General features: G+C 66.8%; 17 protein-coding genes. 9 read left to right on the top strand and 8 right to left on the bottom strand.

The genetic code is table 11. The annotated features are described in order from the left end of the window. Positions 1-39 precede the first annotated feature (39 nt). Positions 40-720: an SDR family oxidoreductase gene (locus ACIGKQ_RS13610; RefSeq protein WP_235721431.1), complete on the top strand. Its 681-nt coding sequence runs from the start codon at positions 40-42 to the stop codon at positions 718-720. Between the two features lie 3 nt (positions 721-723). On the opposite strand, the gene ACIGKQ_RS13605 is transcribed toward ACIGKQ_RS13610, so the two are convergent. Then, positions 724-1,113: a nuclear transport factor 2 family protein gene (locus tag ACIGKQ_RS13605; RefSeq protein ID WP_235721432.1), complete on the bottom strand. Its 390-nt coding sequence runs from the start codon at positions 1,111-1,113 to the stop codon at positions 724-726. Between the two features lie 283 nt (positions 1,114-1,396). After that, on the bottom strand, positions 1,397-1,576 hold the full coding sequence (locus ACIGKQ_RS13600) for a hypothetical protein (protein WP_235721433.1): 180 nt from the start codon (positions 1,574-1,576) through the stop codon (positions 1,397-1,399). A 21-nt stretch (positions 1,577-1,597) separates the two neighbouring features. Between ACIGKQ_RS13600 and ACIGKQ_RS13595 the strand changes: the two genes are divergently transcribed. Continuing rightward, positions 1,598-2,044: an SRPBCC domain-containing protein gene (locus ACIGKQ_RS13595; RefSeq protein WP_396574033.1), complete on the top strand. Its 447-nt coding sequence runs from the start codon at positions 1,598-1,600 to the stop codon at positions 2,042-2,044. Here the strand turns inward: ACIGKQ_RS13595 and ACIGKQ_RS13590 are convergent. From ACIGKQ_RS13590 to ACIGKQ_RS13570, 5 genes are read right to left on the bottom strand one after another with little or no spacing between them, the layout of a single operon-like run. Next, positions 2,041-2,784 carry a TetR/AcrR family transcriptional regulator gene (locus ACIGKQ_RS13590; protein WP_328713871.1) on the bottom strand — a complete coding sequence of 248 codons (744 nt, stop codon included), beginning with the start codon at positions 2,782-2,784 and terminating at the stop codon, positions 2,041-2,043. The genes ACIGKQ_RS13595 and ACIGKQ_RS13590 overlap by 4 nt on opposite strands. Before the next feature lie 18 nt (positions 2,785-2,802). Then, the gene (locus ACIGKQ_RS13585) at positions 2,803-4,383 is read right to left on the bottom strand and encodes an FAD-dependent monooxygenase (RefSeq protein WP_328713873.1); all 1,581 of its coding nucleotides are present in this window, start codon (positions 4,381-4,383) and stop codon (positions 2,803-2,805) included. Positions 4,384-4,393: 10 nt separating this feature from the next. Further along, complete coding sequence (locus ACIGKQ_RS13580; protein ID WP_396574031.1) at positions 4,394-6,079, bottom strand: (2,3-dihydroxybenzoyl)adenylate synthase; 1,686 nt, start codon at positions 6,077-6,079, stop codon at positions 4,394-4,396. After that, entirely contained in the window at positions 6,076-8,397 is a 2,322-nt protein-coding gene (locus tag ACIGKQ_RS13575; RefSeq protein ID WP_396574030.1) for a hydantoinase B/oxoprolinase family protein, read from the bottom strand. Before ACIGKQ_RS13575 ends, ACIGKQ_RS13580 begins: the two co-directional genes overlap by 4 nt. A 27-nt stretch (positions 8,398-8,424) precedes the next feature. Further along, a complete protein-coding gene (locus ACIGKQ_RS13570) occupies positions 8,425-10,533 on the bottom strand; it encodes a hydantoinase/oxoprolinase family protein (RefSeq protein ID WP_396574029.1) in 2,109 nt (702 codons plus the stop codon). Between the two features lie 246 nt (positions 10,534-10,779). On the opposite strand from ACIGKQ_RS13570, the gene ACIGKQ_RS13565 reads away from it, so the two are divergent. The 5 genes from ACIGKQ_RS13565 to ACIGKQ_RS13545 are packed head-to-tail and all read left to right on the top strand — an operon-like array spanning position 10,780 to position 14,320. Continuing rightward, positions 10,780-11,535, top strand: a complete 756-nt coding sequence (locus ACIGKQ_RS13565; protein WP_287014971.1) for a maleate cis-trans isomerase — start codon at positions 10,780-10,782, stop codon at positions 11,533-11,535. 29 nt (positions 11,536-11,564) lie between these two features. Next, on the top strand, positions 11,565-12,212 hold the full coding sequence (locus tag ACIGKQ_RS13560; RefSeq protein ID WP_287014972.1) for a VOC family protein: 648 nt from the start codon (positions 11,565-11,567) through the stop codon (positions 12,210-12,212). After that, the gene (locus ACIGKQ_RS13555) at positions 12,209-12,469 is read left to right on the top strand and encodes a hypothetical protein (protein WP_287014973.1); all 261 of its coding nucleotides are present in this window, start codon (positions 12,209-12,211) and stop codon (positions 12,467-12,469) included. The genes ACIGKQ_RS13560 and ACIGKQ_RS13555 overlap by 4 nt, the downstream gene beginning before the upstream one ends. Then, entirely contained in the window at positions 12,466-13,713 is a 1,248-nt protein-coding gene (locus ACIGKQ_RS13550; protein ID WP_396574027.1) for an alpha/beta hydrolase, read from the top strand. Before ACIGKQ_RS13555 ends, ACIGKQ_RS13550 begins: the two co-directional genes overlap by 4 nt. A 40-nt stretch (positions 13,714-13,753) precedes the next feature. Next, positions 13,754-14,320 (top strand): dihydrofolate reductase family protein, encoded by a 567-nt coding sequence (locus ACIGKQ_RS13545; protein WP_266061847.1) that lies wholly within the window; start codon positions 13,754-13,756, stop codon positions 14,318-14,320. 1 nt (position 14,321) lies between these two features. On the opposite strand, the gene ACIGKQ_RS13540 is transcribed toward ACIGKQ_RS13545, so the two are convergent. Next, complete coding sequence (locus ACIGKQ_RS13540; protein WP_266061848.1) at positions 14,322-15,521, bottom strand: acyl-CoA dehydrogenase family protein; 1,200 nt, start codon at positions 15,519-15,521, stop codon at positions 14,322-14,324. A gap of 84 nt (positions 15,522-15,605) precedes the next feature. Here ACIGKQ_RS13540 and ACIGKQ_RS13535 point away from each other — a divergent pair, with 84 nt between their 5' ends. Together ACIGKQ_RS13535 and ACIGKQ_RS13530 are read left to right on the top strand one after the other, a co-directional pair. After that, on the top strand, positions 15,606-15,938 hold the full coding sequence (locus ACIGKQ_RS13535) for a TfoX/Sxy family protein (protein WP_235721448.1): 333 nt from the start codon (positions 15,606-15,608) through the stop codon (positions 15,936-15,938). Between the two features lie 157 nt (positions 15,939-16,095). Then, the gene (locus tag ACIGKQ_RS13530; RefSeq protein ID WP_396574024.1) at positions 16,096-16,455 is read left to right on the top strand and encodes a hypothetical protein; all 360 of its coding nucleotides are present in this window, start codon (positions 16,096-16,098) and stop codon (positions 16,453-16,455) included. The last annotated feature ends 78 nt before the right edge of the window (positions 16,456-16,533 follow it).

Raw genomic sequence — 16,533 nt, 5'->3', positions numbered from 1 at the left:
GAGGAGGTCACAGATGCGCGCCGGGGTAACGTCGATGCCGTGTCGACCGCATTGATCACCGGGGCCAGCCGTGGCCTCGGCGCCGAGATCGCCCGACAGCTCGCACCGACCCACGATCTGCTGCTCGGCGGTCGCCCCTCACCCGAACTCGACCAGCTCGCCGCCTCGCTCGACGGGGCGAGCACCTTCCCCGTCGAATTGACCGACTACGAGGAGGTGGAGGCCGCCGTCGAGGCCATCTCGTCGCTCGACGTACTCGTCCATAACGCGGGCGTCGGCAGCAGCCTGGAGACCGTCGCCGACACCCCGGTCGAGGAATGGCATCAGGTACTCGAAGTGAACCTGGTGGCCGCTGCCGAGCTGACACGGCTGCTGCTGCCCGCACTGCGCGCAGCGGGCGGGCATGTGGTGTTCATCAACTCCGGCGCCGGCCGCCGCGCCAATCCCCGCTGGGCGCCGTACGCGGCGAGCAAGTTCGGCCTGCGTGCGCTCGCCGACGCGTTGCGCGCCGAGGAACCCACGCTGCGCGTGACCTCGATCTTCCCCGGCCGGATCGACACCGACATGCAGCGCGACATCGTCGCCAATGAAGGCGATGATTACGATCCGAAGCGGTTTTTGACCACCTCCACCGTCGCGTCGGCGGTGGTGCATGCGGTCACCACGTCGGCCGACGCCCATCCAGAAGAGATCGTGCTGCGCCCGACCGGCCGGCGCTGACCGCTACAGCTGCTTGAGGTCGGACTGCTCCCACACCGCTCGCATCGACGACACCTTGCCGTCGGCGTTGAACACCATGATGTCGATCGGGGTGATCTCGAACTTCATCCCGGCGGTGCCGGTGACCAGGGTGAACTCGAAGACCCCAGTGTCCCCGGCGATCTTCTTCCATTTCAGTGTCGCGGTGCGCTCGTCCATCCCGGTGATGACGGAGTAGAACTCGATCAGCTCCTCGCGGGTGGTGCGTAGTTCAGCGCCGATCGGGTCCTCGACGGTGGCGTCGGGCGCGTAGAGATCGGCGATCTGCTCGGCCGTGCCGTTGTTCAACAGCTCCACGTACGCGTCCACCGTCGCGTTGATCTGCTCGCTCAGGGTCCCCTGTTCCACCGTCATGGCCGGCCTTTCGTCGTCGAAGTAGAACGTGTTCTAGTTCGTGACGGTAGCACTGCGGGCTGGTGGGCCACCCATCGTTCGGCCAGATCCCGGATCGGCAGGCATTCTTCGGTCACCACCGAAGTGCATCAGTCGACGTCGGGCAGACGTCCCAGCAACAGGAGCCGCAGCACATGGCGGAGATGTCGCGGATCGACTGGAGGGTGTCGATGCGTCGCGCACGGACCTCGCGGGCCACCAACTCGACAGCCACAGCTGCTGCACCACAGGCACCGGTGCTCGATCACACCTGGAATCCGCCTGGCATCGAGCGGTACTGAGAATCGCCGAGAGGCGTGAGCAGCCAGTCCATGGTGGCGAGTCGGCTCTTGCCGGGATGAGCGATGAATTCTGGCCACTCTCGACGTCTGTAGTCACGGCGGACGAACCCGTCCGCGCTGATATCGCCGATGTCCACAGGCATCGCGAGGAGACGAGGTTCACGATGACCGACGCGACCGGCGCAAAACTGACCCATACCTTCGACGCCACTCCAGATGCCGTGTTCGACGCGTGGACGACTCCGACACTCTTCTCGACGTGGTTTGGCGGCAGCGCCAACGAGGTGCCCGTCGACTCCGTCTCGATCGACGCGCGCCCCGGCGGCACTTGGATGGCCACCATGATCCTCGGCGAGGAGATGCCCGACCTCCACTGGCACGGTGCGTATCTCGAGGTACAGCGGCCCCACAGGCTTGTCCTGACCATGACCGACGAATCTGGTGACGATCGCGAAGTCCTCACCGCCGACTTCGTAGCCATCGACAGCGGTACCGAACTTCGGTTCAGCCAAACCGGCGGAAACCTCACGCCCGAGCAGTACGGGTACGCCGCGTCCGGATGGCACGCTGCGTTCGAAACGCTGGACAAACTGCTCGCCGACTCGCCCTAACCCTCGGCCCGCACCGACCTCTCGAGATAGTCCAACCCCTGCCGCATCTGCGCGATCACCCGTTCCGCTCCCGGCTCGGTGTCGCCCGCAACGGGGTCGAGCACGGAGTGGACGGCCATGTCAGCCAGCTGCCGTGCGATGGTGCGGTCGGCCTCGGCGTCGCCCGGATGATGCCACCACGCGATCCAGTTGAGCATGCCGACGATGCCGAGCGCCGACACCCGCGGATCGGCCGGCCGGAACTGCCCCGCGTCGATCCCCTCCTCCATGGCGGCGACCAACTCCTTGAGCACCCGCCGACGGCTCTGCCGATAGGTGTCGGCCACCCCGGCGGGCAGCTCGGCCTCGGACCGGATCAGCACTCGGAACCGATCGAGCGTCTGGGTCTGGTGCAACGCGATCGACATCGCCATCTCGTGCACCTTGGCGACCGGGTCGAGATCGTCGCGCTGGTTGATCTCGTGCAGCAACACCGCCGGCTCCTCGGCGATCTCACTGACCAGCCGGGAGAACAGTTCGTCCTTGTTCGCGACGTAGTGATACAGCGCCGGCCGGGTCAGCCCGGTCGCTTCGGCGATGTCCTGCAGCGTGGTGCTGGCCAGACCCTTCTCGGCGAACAGCCGCGTGGCCTGCTCCATGATCTCGCGCTCGACCAGCTCGCGCCGGGAGTTGCTTCGGCCGCCCTTGGCGGCGGTCGCCACCGAGTCGTCGGTGGTCGCCTTCGGCGTCGAGCTGGTCATAGGCGAAGAATAGTGCCGTCAGACCGCGGCGGTGTGCACAACCTCGGACACGCAGCCCCGCCTGGCGGCATCGGCGATGCACACCAGATCGGCACGCAGACTCACCAGCCCGGCCACCAAGTCGTCCTGGGCGTCGGTCGGCGCCTCGACGACCACCACCGCAGCGGTCTCGCGCCGCAACCGTTCACCGAGATCGAGGCGGGTCAGCACCGCACTGCGGTCAGCACTGCCGGTCAGCCACAGCACGGATGCACCCGCCGATCGCGCGACGATGTCGTCGGCGCCGGCCCCCCACGCGGCACCGAGGTCCACGGTGATCACCTCGGTGCCGGGTTCATCCCGCAGCGACTGCGGAGCGGTCCGCCGCGGAAAGGTCAACCCGTGCCTGGCCAGCGGCCGCGCCAACACCCAGTCGGCCAGTCGCTCGGCGGGGACGCGCGCCGGGTCCACCCCGGCGTAGTCCGCAAGACCGCGGGTGGCGACGTCGGGCGCCGACGACACGAACCGATCCAGCCCGACCTTCCCGGCGCGGGTCATGTAGGCGATCATCAACTGCTCGACGGGGATGTCGGTGCGGCTCGGGAACGACTCCCACCACAGCTCGCTGCGAGCGGCGATCGACTGCAGATACTCGACGCCCGGCCGACGGGCGGCCTCATACGCCGTCAGCGCGTCCTCGAGGTTCGATGCGTCTCCCACGGCGCGGTCGAGCGCGATGGCGTCCTCCATCGCCAGCTTGGTACCCGAGCCGATCGAATAGTGGGCGGTGTGCGCGGCGTCGCCGAGCAGTACGACGTTGCCGGTGTGCCACCGTTCGCATGTCACGGTGCGAAAGCGCATCCAGCGGGTGCGGTTGCCGATCAGTCGATGGCCGCCGAGGGTGTCGGCGAACGCGTGGCGCAGATAGGTCAGCGACGTCTCGTCGCTGTCGGCGGCCGCCGTTTCTGCCGTCGACACATCGAAACCGGCGTTGCACCAGGTGTTCTCGTCGGTCTCGATCAGGAAGGTGCTGCGGTCGGCGGCATACGGATAGGCGTGGGCGACGAAGGTGCCGTGTTCGGTGGTCACCGGGGTGAAGATCGCACTCGGGAGGGCGAAATCGGTTCCGCACCAGAGATAGAGGCCGTCACCGGTGGTGATGTGCGGTCGGAACTCGGTAGCGAGGTCGGCACGGGTGGCACTGTTCACTCCATCGGCGGCGATGATGAGGTCGGCGTCGATCTCACCCACGGAGCGGCGCTGCCCGAACTCCAGCCGCACACCGACGTCGGCAGCATGCCTCTGCAGTACCTCGAGCAGGGTCGTCCGTGCGATGGCGAGCAGTTCACCGTGGGACAGCCGTGCCACATCATCGCCGACCTGCATCGACATCTCGTGCGGATGCGACACGTCGACGATGGCGTCGAGTGACGCCGGATCGGCCTCCCGCAGATTGCGTTGGGTTCGCGACGCCAGCCCTACGCCGAACCCGAATGTGGTGTCCGGCGAGCCCTGTTCGTAGACGGTGACGTCGGCGTCGGGGTGGCTGCGCTTGAGCAGCCGTGCCGCGTACAGGCCGCCCGGCCCGCCGCCGAGCACGGCGATGCGCCTGAGATTCATCGGTCTTTCCTCACTGATCTGGAGTTTCGGCAAGCCTGGCGACAATGTCGGCGCGGAGCCGCTTCTTGTCGATCTTGCCCACATTCGTCTGGGGAAACGCACGCACGAACTCGAGACGTTCGGGCCATTTGAACTTGGCCACGCCGCGCGCCTGGAGATGCTCGCGCATCTCGGACATCGACAGGACTGCACCGTCCACCGTCACGAGATATGCGCAGGTGCGCTCGCCCAGACGTGGATCGGGCATGGCCACGACCGCCGCGTTCGCCACGTTCGGGTGTGTCACCAGCAGCTGTTCGACCTCTTCGGCGTTGATCTTCTCGCCACCGCGGTTGATCAGGTCCTTGATGCGCCCGTCGATCGAGACATACCGGACGCCGTCGATGACGACGATGGACGCCAGATCTCCGGTCCGATAGAAGCCGTCGGAGGTGAAGGCCATCCGATTGTGTTCGGGTGCATCGTAGTAGCCCGGGATGGTGTACGGCCCGCGGCAGGTCAGCTCGCCGACCTCGCCGTCTGCCACCTCGGTCTCGGTGCCGGGTTCGAGGATGCGGATCTCGTCGGTGTCCGCGATCGGTGTGCCGACCGTGGTCATCCTCGCCGACGCCGGCGACTCGTGCGGGGAGACGGTGAACAGACCTTCCGACATCCCGAACAGTTGCCCCGCCCATCGTTTCTCGCCGTCGTCGACGCGCTCGAACAGCTCGGAGCTCACCTTGGCGCCGGACAGGATGACGGTGCGCAGCACTGGTCGGACCTCGTCGAACGCCGGACTCGCGACGGCCTGATAGTGGCCGTGGCCGATGAGGACGTCGGTGGCCCGTGCTCGCGCCATCAACGAAAATGCCTGGGTGACATCGGCGGTCGCCAGAATCAGACAGGCACCGACGGAATGTGCGGCGTGCAGCCCGCAGCTGATCCCGGCGTTGTGGATGATCGGGATCAGGTGTGCGACCCGGGTGTCCTCGGTCCAGCCGAGGCGGCGTGCGTAGAGCCGCGCATTGTCCCAGTATTCGACGTGGCGCCGCGGGATCACCTTGGGCACGCCGGTGGTACCGCCGGAGAGCTGGAACGCGACGACGTCGAGCGGATCGATCTCGGCTTGCACCGCCGCGACCCGTGCGCGGGCGTCGTCGGGTGCGATGTCAGCGCCTAGCGTCTCCACCGGGGTCCCCTCACCTGCGGGTGCACCGATGGTGAGCATCGTCCGCAGAGTCGGATGTCCTTGTGCCTGCAGGCGAGCGAAGTCGACGAGGTCGAACGACAGGCCCGCCTCCACGACGTGACCCACGGCGCCGACGGCGCGGGAGATGTGACCGATCTCGTGTCCGCGGTGCGCGGCGAGGGTGGCCACCGGCACCAGTCCCGCTTTGATGCAGCCGTACCAGGTGAGCACCGTTTCCAGCCGATTGGTCGCCTGGAAGATGATTGGCTCCCCCGGAGACAATCCGAGGTCGAGCAGCCCAGCGGCGATCTGATCGGTACGCCGCCCGAGTTCGCGGTAGGTGATCGTGCCGGCATCGGTGGTCACGGCAGGCCGGTCGGCATATCTGTCGACACTGTCCTGCAGGCGATGTGCCAGTGGCCGATCCGTCCACTCCCCCGCCCTCCGGTATGCCTCGGCGCGGTCCGCGGGGTACCCGACCAGCCGATCGCCCCATCGCGCTCGACCGGCCGGCTTCGTCATCGTCATCGGCCCGCCACCGCGGGGAGCAGCTGGGCGAGTTCGGCGACCCGATCGGGATGGTCGACCGGGACGATGCCCGAGTAGATCGCGGTCCAGCAGCCGGGACAACACTGCTGCCGGAACACGACCTCGGTGTCGACGTACTCACCGGGATCGGAGGTGACCTGCGGTCCCGCGTCGCTCGACGGACCGTCGTAGCGAGCCAGGTCGAGGCGTCCGGACTTGCTGTCACCGAGAAGCCGTCCACAGTGGGCACATCCGACTGCGCGCGACTCCCCGATGGTGACCTCGACGAGATTGTCGTCGAGCCGACGCGCACGGCTCAGGTCGAGGTTCGCCTCCTGGCTCTGCGGGACATCGGACCGGTCGCGGCGGATCTCGCGCAGCTCGTTGCGCTTCTTCTCGGTGCCGGCCTCGTCGACCTGTCCGCCGGCGAGCACGACGCCGTAGTTGTCGGCCGCGCCAGTCGCGGTGACCTTGCCGTTGCGGACATCGTCGGCAACCGCGTCGGGCTCGCGACGCAGTGGATCGCCGTAGCCACCACCGCCCTGCCAGTGCATGTACAGCACCTCGCCGGGCGCCAGGTAGCTTTCGGCGTAACAGGGGCCGAGTTCCTTGTCGCCGGACAGATCGTCCAGTGTTGCCGGAATCGTGCCCTGCGCCAACAGCTCCTGCACCCCGGATGCGCGGGCGAGGATCTCCAGCCCGGTGTTGCCGGGCAGACCGCCGGCCAGCCCGGAGTTCTGCGCGACTGCCTTCCCGGCAGACGCGAACACCAGTCCCATCGGCAGACTCGTTCCATACGGGGTGACCGCCAACGACGCCGATACACCGCCACGATGCCGTCCGGGCCCGCCGGAGTCGGGTTCTTCACGGCGCCACAGGGTCAGCAGCGGGTAGAGGAACTCGGTCATCTCGGTGTCGGGGATGCGGCCCATCGGGATGCAGAACAGGCCGCCGGTGTCCATCCCGTCGGCGACCGGCCGGGCCCCGTAGCCACCGGCCATCGGTTCCATCATGATGTTGAGGAACGGCACCGGCTGCTCGCCACGTTCGTCGAGACCGGCGACGACGGCGGTGTCCCAGGTGCCGCAGCACGACGCCTGCACGTTCTTCCCGAGTTCGAGATGGCGGTCCAGCATCTGCGCCAGACATTCGGCGATCAGGTTGCCGGTCAGCAAGGCCGGGCCGATCGGTCCGCGACTCACCGCGGCCGGGAAGGTGGCGTTGTTGATCGTCCCCTCCTCCGCGATCAGGTCGAAACAGCGCATCAATCCGCCTGCCGACCAGGGGATGTCCCCGGCGAGGATCGGCAGCAGCGCCAGCATCACCCCGCCCCGCATACCGGCGTAGGTGCAGTTGATGACGCCGGTCTGCGGGTCGGTACCGGTGAAGTCGAACGACAGGTGATCGGCTTCTTTGGTCATCGCGACGGTGATCTTGTGGACCTCGCGGTCACCGGTCTGCGCCTGATCCTGGTATCCGGTGGCGTGCCAGGTACCGTCGGGCAGGTCGGTCAGCTTGGCGCGCAGCCGACTCTCGGCGTCGGCCATCATCCGTTTCATCACGGCCTTCACCGTGTCCGCACCGTACTGTTCGATGACGGCGAGCAGACGGTCGCGACCCACACTGTTGGCACCGATCTTGGCGCGCAGGTCGAGACCGACGAGCATCGGCACCCGCGACCGCCGGACCCAGACGTCGGCGACGTCGCGCTGTAACTCGAAGTCACGCACCACCTTGATCGGTGGCGTCGGAAGCGATTCGGAGAAGACATCTTTGGCGGCCGGGTCGAAGGAGCCGAGTCCGGACCCGCCGAGGTCGGGTTCGTGGCAGATGGCGCTGGTCCAGCCGAACAGCTGGCCGTCGTAGAACACCGGCTGGTAGACGATGACGTCGCTCTGGTGCAGTCCGCCGCCGACCCACGGGTCGTTGCAGAGGAACATGTCGCCCTCGGTGATGCCGGGGTTGGTCGACCGGTTCTGCAGCGTCCAGTAGATGGCGAGGTCGACGGCGCCGACGAGCATCGTGTTGTAGAGGCCCACCTGGACTTCCTGGCCGATCTCGTCGCTGACGGCGAAGTCGAAGTCGTTGGCGTCGGTAACAATCGGCGATCCGGACATCCGCTTGAGGGCCTCGCCCATCTCGTCGGTCACCGACCACAGGCGGTGCCGGATCACCTCGTAGGTGAGGGGATCGACGGCGTCGATCTGTTCCTGGGTGACGGTGTGGACGGGCAGCGATGGCGGCAGTGAGCGGGCCAGCGCGTCGAGGTCTGTCGGGCGGCTGGAGAAGATCTCCGAGCCGGGAATGGGTGCGGTCATGAATACAGAACTCCTGTGGCTGGTGGCTTATGCCTGGTCGACGGTGATGGTGAGGTTGCCGAGGCGGTCGATCTCGCCGGTGGTGTCGTGCGGGATCACCACCGTCGTGGTCGGCACCTCGATGACGGCGGGCCCGGCGATGACGTGACCGGCGCGCAGGCGCGCGTAGTCGTAGATGTCGGTGTCGACGAATCCGCGGCGGCCGTCGAGGCACACCTTGCGCATCCCGACGTGCGCGTCGCTCGGGTCGGCGGAGTCGGCGACGGCGAGTTCTGGCAGTTCAGGAGAAAACGGCAGGACGCCGGTGCCGCGGACGCGGTAGGTGATGGCCTGGATACCGGCTTCGCGGAACCCGCTGTCCTTGCCGTACAGGTCCGCATACTTCTTCTCGAATGCCTCAGCTGCATCGGCGATCTCGGTGGAGGTGAGCGACCCGTCGGGCAGCGGCGTGGCGACCTCGGCCAGCTGCATGGTGTAGCGCATGTCGATCTCGCGCTCCATCACGATAGACGCGAAGTGCAGGCCCTGCCGGTCGAGCTGGTCACGAACCTGCTCCTCGAGTACCTTGAAGTTCTGCTCCACCCGGGCGGGGTCCAGCGGCATCGCGGCTGGGTCCGAGAGTTCCTTGGCAAGAACGATATCCGACGATGCCAGGCCGTAGGCGGAGAACGCCGAGGCGACCTGACCGAGCGGGACGACGACCCGCGATGCCCCGATCTCCTGCGCGTACAGCCCGCAGTGCGCAGGCCCTGAACCGCCGAAGGCGTAGACGATGAAATTGCGGGGGTCGTGGCCGGCTTCGACGACGGTCTTGCGCAGCAGGTCGCCGGTCTGGGCGTTCTGCACCGCGTAGATGGCGGCGGCAGCGTCCTCGACAGACAGGCCGAGTGGTTCCGCGATGCGGGTCCGGATGGCCTCGCGTGCCTTGGTGATGTCGAGCGCCTTACGCCCGCCGAGCAAGCCGCGTTCGGGCAGGATACCCAGCACCAGGTTGGCGTCGGTGTTGGTCGGCTCGGTGCCGCCCTGGCCGTAGCAGGCGGGGCCGGGAACGGCCTGCGCACTGTGCGGACCGATTTGCAGGTTGCCACCGGCATCCAGCCAGGCGATCGCTCCGCCACCCGCGCCGATCGCGTGGACTTCGAGCGTGGGCACGTTGATCGGATGGTGGTTGATGATCGTCGTCGACGACCGCACCGGCTCGCCATCGACGACCAGGCCGACGAGGAACGTGGTGCCCCCGGCGTCGGTCGCGATGATGTTGTCGTGGCCGAGTTGGCGGCCGAGCGACACCGAGCCGACGACACCACCGGTGAGCACCGAACCCACAGTCGAGATCGCGTTGCCCGGCGCCTCCGACGCGGCCACCGCACCACCGTTGCTCTGCATCACCAGCAGCGGACCGGCCAGCTGGTGTTCGCGGAGTCGACCCTCGAGTTCGCCGAGGTAGTCGCGCAGGCCCGGCCCGATCTGGGTGCTCATGATGGTGGTCGCGTTGCGCGCGAACTCCCGGATGCGTGGACTGACCTCGCTGGACAGTGAGACGAACACCGTCGGGTCGATCTCGTGCACGATGTCCCGGATGCGCTGCTCATGGGTGGGATTGCGGAACGACCACAGCAGCGACACCGCGATGGCGCTGATGCCCTGGTCGAGCAACGTGCGCACCGCCGCACGGACCTCGTCCTCGTCGAGGTTCACGATGACCCGACCGTCGCGGTCCACCCGCTCGGTCACCTCCAGCGCATGGCGTTTGTCCACCAGTCCGTGGGACTTGCTCTGCGCCATCACGTTCTGCAACTGCTCGGGCGACCGACCGAGGTAGCGGCCCTCCACGTTCATGATGTAGATCGAGTCGCGGTGACCTTTGGTGGTGAGGAACCCGACGTCGGGGACCTTGTTCATCACCAACGCGTTCAGCGACGACGTGGTGCCGTGCGCGATGTGATGGGTATCGGCGAGCATGTCGTCGAGCGGTCGGCCGAGTTGCTCGGCGAGCACCGCGAGGACATCCATCACGCCTTCGGAATAGTCGGGTGGTGTCGAGGGCGCCTTACCGGCGACCACCAGGCCGTTCCCGTCGTCGAGAACGGCATCGGTGAACGTCCCACCGACGTCCACTCCGATCACGTATGCCATGGCCAGGTACTCCTTTGTCAGCTGGATTGACGTTGGCGTTGAGTATTCGACGCCGACGACTCACTGTCAAGGCTTGGATGTGAGTACGGTCACCCGATTGTGCCCGTGTCGCGGCTGTTTGCCCAGTTCAGGACCGGTTGTGGCGCACCCTTGACGAATTTTCGTTTGCGTCGAATAATTGTCGTTGGCGTCAACGTGGCGTCGAGCGGCCCGTTCGTCGGCCGAAATCGAAAGGACCACAGACACATGGGTGTCCATCGCATCGGCCTCGTGGTGCCGAGTTCGAACGTCACCGTGGAGACCGAGATGCCGGCGCTGCTGAACCGCCATCCGGTATCCGCGTTCTCCTTCCACTCGACCCGGATGCGGATGCATCAGGTGTCGGCCGAAGAACTCGCGGCGATGAATGCGCAGCGCGAACGCTGCGTCATGGAGATCGCCGACGCGTCGCCCGACGCGATCCTCTACGCGTGCCTCGTGGCACTCATGGTCGGCGGACCCGGCGAGCATCAACGCGTCGAAGGTGCCGTCGCCGAACAACTCGCCACCGGCGGCTCCGACGCGATCATCCGCTCCAGCGCCGGCGCCCTGGTGGAGGCGCTGCGGGCAATGGATGCGAAGCGGATCGCGATCGTCACGCCGTACATGCGGCCACTCGCCGAGAAGGTTGTCGCCTATCTGGAGGCCGAGGACTTCACCGTCGTCGACTGGCGGGCCCTGGAGGTCGCCGACAACGCCGAGGTCGGCTGCATTCCCGGCGACCGGGTGATGGACGCGGCCCGCTCGCTCGACCTCACCGACGTCGACGCACTGGTGCTGTCGTGCTGTGTGCAGATGCCGTCGCTCCCCCTGATCGACGATGCGGAACGCGAGTTCGGCATCCCGGTGCTGTCGGCGGCCACCGCCGGTGCCTACAGCATTCTGCGCGGCCTGGGCCTGTCCGCCTCGATCGACGGAGCCGGCAGTCTGCTGCGCGCCGACCTGGCGTCCGTACCCGCCTGAACCATTCCCGCTCAACCCAAGGAGTAATGATGAGCGAACTCGTCCATAAGGTGCGTGGCGTCGACCACGTCGCCTACCCGACCTTCGATCCGGCCGCGACGGTGCGGTTCTACCGTGACGTCCTGGGCTTCCCGGTGGTCCACTCGATCTGTGCCGCCGGTTGGGGACCGGACAAACACCCCGACTTCATCCACTTCTTCTTCGACATCGGCAACGACGACCGACTCGCGTTCTTCTACTACTTCGGTCTCGAACCGTTCGACGGTGGACCGCAGGGTGATTCGTACTCTCGGTTCGCCGAGGACGTGCCGATCTGGTTCATCCGGTCGCGGCATCTGGCGATTCACGTCGACAGCGAGGAGGACCTGCTGGAATATCGCCGCCGCCTCGACGGCAGCGAGTGGCCGGTGGAGATGCAGATCCAACACGAGACCATCGAATCGATCTACACCCACGACCCGAACGGCTACATGATCGAGGTCACCCGGGCGATGCGGCCGGTGACCCCGCAGGAGGACCTCGACGCCAATCTCACCATCGACGCCCTGATCGACGTGGTATCGCAACCGAATCCGAGCATGGCCGCGCTGCTGGCGCGCAAGGCGGAGAAGATCGTCGAACGCGCAGCGACCTGGCAAGAGGAGCAAACCGAGCGCGAGGCGGTGTCGGTTCGATGACCACCCTGTTCATTCTGGACGTACCTGAGAACAAGCCCGTTGCCGCGGTGGCCGGCGAAGACCCGGCCGTGACCGTCGAGCACCTCGGACCGTATTTCCGCATCACCGCCGATGACGCCATCGTCGTGGACCGTCGTGCGACCGGATGTCGGCATGCGGTCTGGTACAGCAGCGTCGCCGGTCTCCTCGATTCGCGGATCACCCAGTGGGACAAGGACGCCCTGCGGGTCGAACCGAGCGTGGTGTCCGGCCGATGATCGTCTCGACACCGCCGGCCACGAGTGGGATCGGCGCGGGCCGCTACATCGAGTCCGCCGAGCAGCCCACGAACACGACGACGTCGGTGCACGAGCTGTCGACGGCCGACGGCGCGAAGGTCACGGGGGTGCTGCGCACGGTTCCCGGCGCGTCGACGGTGATCGCGCTGATGCATCCCCGCCAGGACCTCACCCATCACGTGCTGGTGCCCGAACTGCTCGCGCGCGGCTTCGCGGTGTGGACGCAGGGCACGCGGTCGGTGAACAACGACCTCAACCTCGTCCATGAGCAGGCCCTGCTCGATGTTGCGGCAGGTCAGGTCTTTCTGCGCGACAATGACTTCGGCTCGGTTCTCACGCTGGGACATTCGGGCGGTGGCGCGTTGTTCGCGTTCTATCACGAACAGGCGGGACTCGCCACGGATGATCGTCTGGCGGCCACGCCGGCCGGACGTCCGATCGACCTCGCCGGCGCCGACATGCCCGTTCCCGACGGCGCGATCTTCCTGGCCCCGCATCCTGGCCAGGGACAGCTGCTGCTGAGGCTCATCGACCCGTCGGTGAGCGATGAGAGCGATCCGCTGAGTGTGGACCCGTCACTCAACCCGTTCGACCCGGCCAACGGGTTCACCGAACCACCCGAATCGTCCTCCTACTCCGCGGAGTTCATCGAACGCTACCGCACCGCGCAGCGAGACCGGGTGGCGCGCATCGACGCCGTCGCTCGCGATTTCGTCGCCGAATCCGGCCGCGCACGTGCGCACTTCACGGTCTCCGGCGACCCGGCCGATCGTCGAGCGGCGTTGGCGCCGCGGGTGATGACCGTCTACCGCACCGACGCAGACCTCCGTTTCGTCGACCTCTCGCTGAATCCGAACGACCGCCCGTACGGGTCGCTGTTCGGCCGTCGCCCCGACCTCACCGACTACGGACTCGTCGGCTTCGGCCGACTCGCCACACCCGAGGCGTGGCTCTCGACGTGGTCGGGCCTGTCCAGCAACGCAGGTTTTCTCCGCTGCGCACCCGAGGTGCGGGTACCGACCCTGTTCGTCGAACTGACCGGCGATCAGGCCTGCTTCCCCGAGGATGCGGTGGAGATGGTGAACGCCTTCGGCGCGGATGATGTCACCCACGTCCGCGTCGAGGGAACCCACTTCGGTGGACCCATACGGAAGGGCGCGCCGACCGGGGCGAGCCTGGCGGCGGCGGAGATCGGGGGGTGGTTGGCGCAGCGGTTCGGCTGAAGCCCCGATGAGTTCTGCGATCCGGTGCAGTCTTACTTTCATGGGCACACTCATCTATGGCTTCACCGTTTCGGCGGACGGCTACATCGCCGACGCACAAGGCAGCATCGACTGGTCCGAACCCAGCGATGAACTGCATCAGTACTGGAATGACTTCGAGCGGGAGACCGCCCTGTCGCTGTACGGGCGGCGGCTCTACGAACTGATGTCCGCGTACTGGCCGACCGCCGACCAGGACCCGGACGCCGGCCCGATCACCACCGACTTCGCCCAGGTGTGGCGTGACATGCCCAAGGTCGTCTTCTCGAACACCCTGGAGTCGGTCGATTGGAATTCCCGCCTCGAACGCGGCGACCCGGTCGAGGTGGTGACGAAGTTGAAGGCCGAGACCGACGGCCAAATGGAGGTGGCCGGCGCGACTCTGGCCGCGCCGATCATCCGGGCCGGGCTGGTCGACGAGTTCCGCCTGGTGGTTGCTCCCACCGCTGTCGGCGGCGGACTCCCGTTCTTCCCGTCGCTGCCGTCCTGGATTTCGCTGCGGCTGGTGGAGAACCGCACTTTTCCGGGCGGAATCGTGCTGTTGCGGTATGAGGTCCAGGGCGACTGATCTACTTCAGATCCGCGCTCGATTTCCCCAACACCCGCCGCGCAATGATCAACTGCTGGATCTGCTGGGTGCCTTCGAAGATGTCGAGGATCTTCGAGTCACGTGCCCACTTCTCCAGCAGCATGGTCTCCGAGAAGCCGGCGGTGGCACCGACTTCCACCGCCTTGTTGGTAATGTCGGTGACGGTGCGACCGGCCTTGGCCTTCGACATCGACGCCTCAGCCGAGTTCGGTTCTTTGTTGTCGGCCATCCACGCTGCCCGCAGCGTGTGCAACCACGACGCCTCCCAGTCGGATTCGAGGCGGATGAACTCGCACACCGATGCATGCTGGGAGGCTGCCGGTGCGTCGTAGTCGATCTCGCGGCCCGCTTCCTCCAGCATGCGTCGCAGTTCTTCGAGCGCGGCACGTCCCAGACCGATCGCCATCGCGGCGACGACGGGACGCGTGTTGTCGAAGGTCTGCATCACCCCGCCGAACGCCTTCTTGGTGTCCACCTCAGGCGATCCGAGCAGGTTCTCGGCGGGCACGCGGGCATTCTCGAAGCGGATCACGGCGGTGTCCGACGACTTGATGCCGAGCTTGTGCTCGAGGCGGGCGACGGTCACCCCATCGGTGGTCACCGGGACGACGAAGCTTTTGATGGCGGCACGGCCGGCGCTTTTGTCGATCGTCGCCCACACCACCACGTGGTCGGCGCGGGAACCGGCGGTCACGAAGATCTTCTCGCCGTTGATCAGGTAGTCGTCGCCGTCGCGGGTGGCCGTCGTCGACACCGCGGCCGAATCCGAACCGAAGCTGGGTTCGGTGATGGCCATCGCGGCCCACACCCCGGAGAACTTCTCGAGCTGTTCCTCGGTGGCGACCGCGGCGATCGCGGCGTTGCCGAGTCCCTGGCCCGGGATCGACAGCAGCAGGCCGACGTCGCCCCAGCTCATCTCGCGAGCGGAGATCAGGGCGCGCATGTTGGGGCCGTTCGCCGACGGGCCATCGGCCTCTGCTGACGTCGCCTCCCCGTCGGATTCCCGCTCCTGCGCCCGCGACTGTTTGGCGAGTTTGCCCAGATCATCGAGCTCGGCCGGGTACTCGTGTTCGGCCTTGTCGTACCTGCGGGAGATCGGACGGAAGATGTGCTCCGCCGCCAGATGGGTGCGCTCGACCGTCGAATCGAACTTCTTCGGGAGCTCCAGGTTGATCGCCATGCGCACATCTTACTGGGGAGTAAGTTCATTTCCAACCCCGCGCGGTTCTTTTGCAACCCTCATTGAGGACTTAGGCTCTTACGCGTGGCATACGACCTCGATCTTGCTTATCGCATCCGCGGGATGCTCTCGACCGAATGCGGGGTCGACGAGCGGTCGATGTTCGGTGGCCTCGCTTTCCTGATCAACGGCAACATGGCCCTGGCCGCCAGCGGCCAGGGCGGCATCATGGTGCGCGTCCCGCCCGAGCAGACCCAGGGTCTGCTGGAGTTCGACCACACCGAGCCCATGGTCATGTCCGGCCGCGAGGCACGCGGATGGCTGCGCGTCTCCGACGAGGGCATCCGCACCGAACGTCAGCTGCAGCGCTGGGTCACCCTCGGCTCCGACTACGCGCGCAAGCTGCCCCCGAAGTAGCACGCACCGCCCCGCAGCGCCATCAGATGCCCGATCTGCGCGGCCAGACACCCAATAAGACGACCGAGGTGTCCCCGGGCAACCACCGCTGGCGACAATCCCTCGCCAGTCCCAATACGGCGGCCGACAGACCGCGGCCACCGTCCACGATCTGCCCATGCTGAAGCCGAACCTGCGCCGCGTCCACGTCACGACCGGTTCGAAGTCGGGCGGTCACCGCAGCGTGACACGGCACGCACATGTCGGCGAACTCAAACCAACAGAGGTCGTACTCGTCGACGGCATCCGGGTCACCTCACTCGAACGCACCGCCGTCGACATTGCGTGCACCACGTCCATGGGTTTCGCCGGTGCGCTCGCCGTATTCGATGCCGCGCTTCGCCTGGGCGCCGACCGCACGATGATGTCGACGATGCTGCGGCGGCGACGTCCCGGTATCGCCCTGGCACGACGGGCACTGCATCACGCCGACGGGGCATCGGGGAACCCGGCGAGTCATGGGGACGCGCGCAGGTGATCGAAGCCGGACTGCCGATCCCGCGCCTGCAGCATGAGTTCCGTGACGCGAATGGAAAGCTGGTCGCGCGAACCGACT

The organism is Gordonia sp. NPDC062954 (genome assembly GCF_044543825.1).
Classification (GTDB): Bacteria; Actinomycetota; Actinomycetes; order Mycobacteriales; family Mycobacteriaceae; genus Gordonia; species Gordonia tangerina.
The sequence above is the reverse complement of the archived record's forward strand: the minus strand, read 5'-3'. Positions and strand labels throughout refer to the sequence as shown.

Excerpts from the sequence above, each read along its gene's own strand:
- ACIGKQ_RS13600 (WP_235721433.1), bottom strand. The coding sequence starts at position 1,576 with ATGCCTGTGGACATCGGCGATATCAGCGCGGACGGGTTCGTCCGCCGT.
- ACIGKQ_RS13545 (WP_266061847.1), top strand. The coding sequence starts at position 13,754 with ATGGGCACACTCATCTATGGCTTCACCGTTTCGGCGGACGGCTACATC.
- ACIGKQ_RS13585 (WP_328713873.1), bottom strand. The coding sequence starts at position 4,383 with ATGAATCTCAGGCGCATCGCCGTGCTCGGCGGCGGGCCGGGCGGCCTG.
- ACIGKQ_RS13570 (WP_396574029.1), bottom strand. The coding sequence starts at position 10,533 with ATGGCATACGTGATCGGAGTGGACGTCGGTGGGACGTTCACCGATGCC.
- ACIGKQ_RS13565 (WP_287014971.1), top strand. The coding sequence starts at position 10,780 with ATGGGTGTCCATCGCATCGGCCTCGTGGTGCCGAGTTCGAACGTCACC.
- ACIGKQ_RS13575 (WP_396574030.1), bottom strand. The coding sequence starts at position 8,397 with ATGACCGCACCCATTCCCGGCTCGGAGATCTTCTCCAGCCGCCCGACA.
- ACIGKQ_RS13595 (WP_396574033.1), top strand. The coding sequence starts at position 1,598 with ATGACCGACGCGACCGGCGCAAAACTGACCCATACCTTCGACGCCACT.
- ACIGKQ_RS13560 (WP_287014972.1), top strand. The coding sequence starts at position 11,565 with ATGAGCGAACTCGTCCATAAGGTGCGTGGCGTCGACCACGTCGCCTAC.
- ACIGKQ_RS13605 (WP_235721432.1), bottom strand. The coding sequence starts at position 1,113 with ATGACGGTGGAACAGGGGACCCTGAGCGAGCAGATCAACGCGACGGTG.
- ACIGKQ_RS13555 (WP_287014973.1), top strand. The coding sequence starts at position 12,209 with ATGACCACCCTGTTCATTCTGGACGTACCTGAGAACAAGCCCGTTGCC.
- ACIGKQ_RS13540 (WP_266061848.1), bottom strand. The coding sequence starts at position 15,521 with ATGGCGATCAACCTGGAGCTCCCGAAGAAGTTCGATTCGACGGTCGAG.
- ACIGKQ_RS13550 (WP_396574027.1), top strand. The coding sequence starts at position 12,466 with ATGATCGTCTCGACACCGCCGGCCACGAGTGGGATCGGCGCGGGCCGC.
- ACIGKQ_RS13590 (WP_328713871.1), bottom strand. The coding sequence starts at position 2,784 with ATGACCAGCTCGACGCCGAAGGCGACCACCGACGACTCGGTGGCGACC.
- ACIGKQ_RS13580 (WP_396574031.1), bottom strand. The coding sequence starts at position 6,079 with ATGACGATGACGAAGCCGGCCGGTCGAGCGCGATGGGGCGATCGGCTG.
- ACIGKQ_RS13530 (WP_396574024.1), top strand. The coding sequence starts at position 16,096 with ATGCTGAAGCCGAACCTGCGCCGCGTCCACGTCACGACCGGTTCGAAG.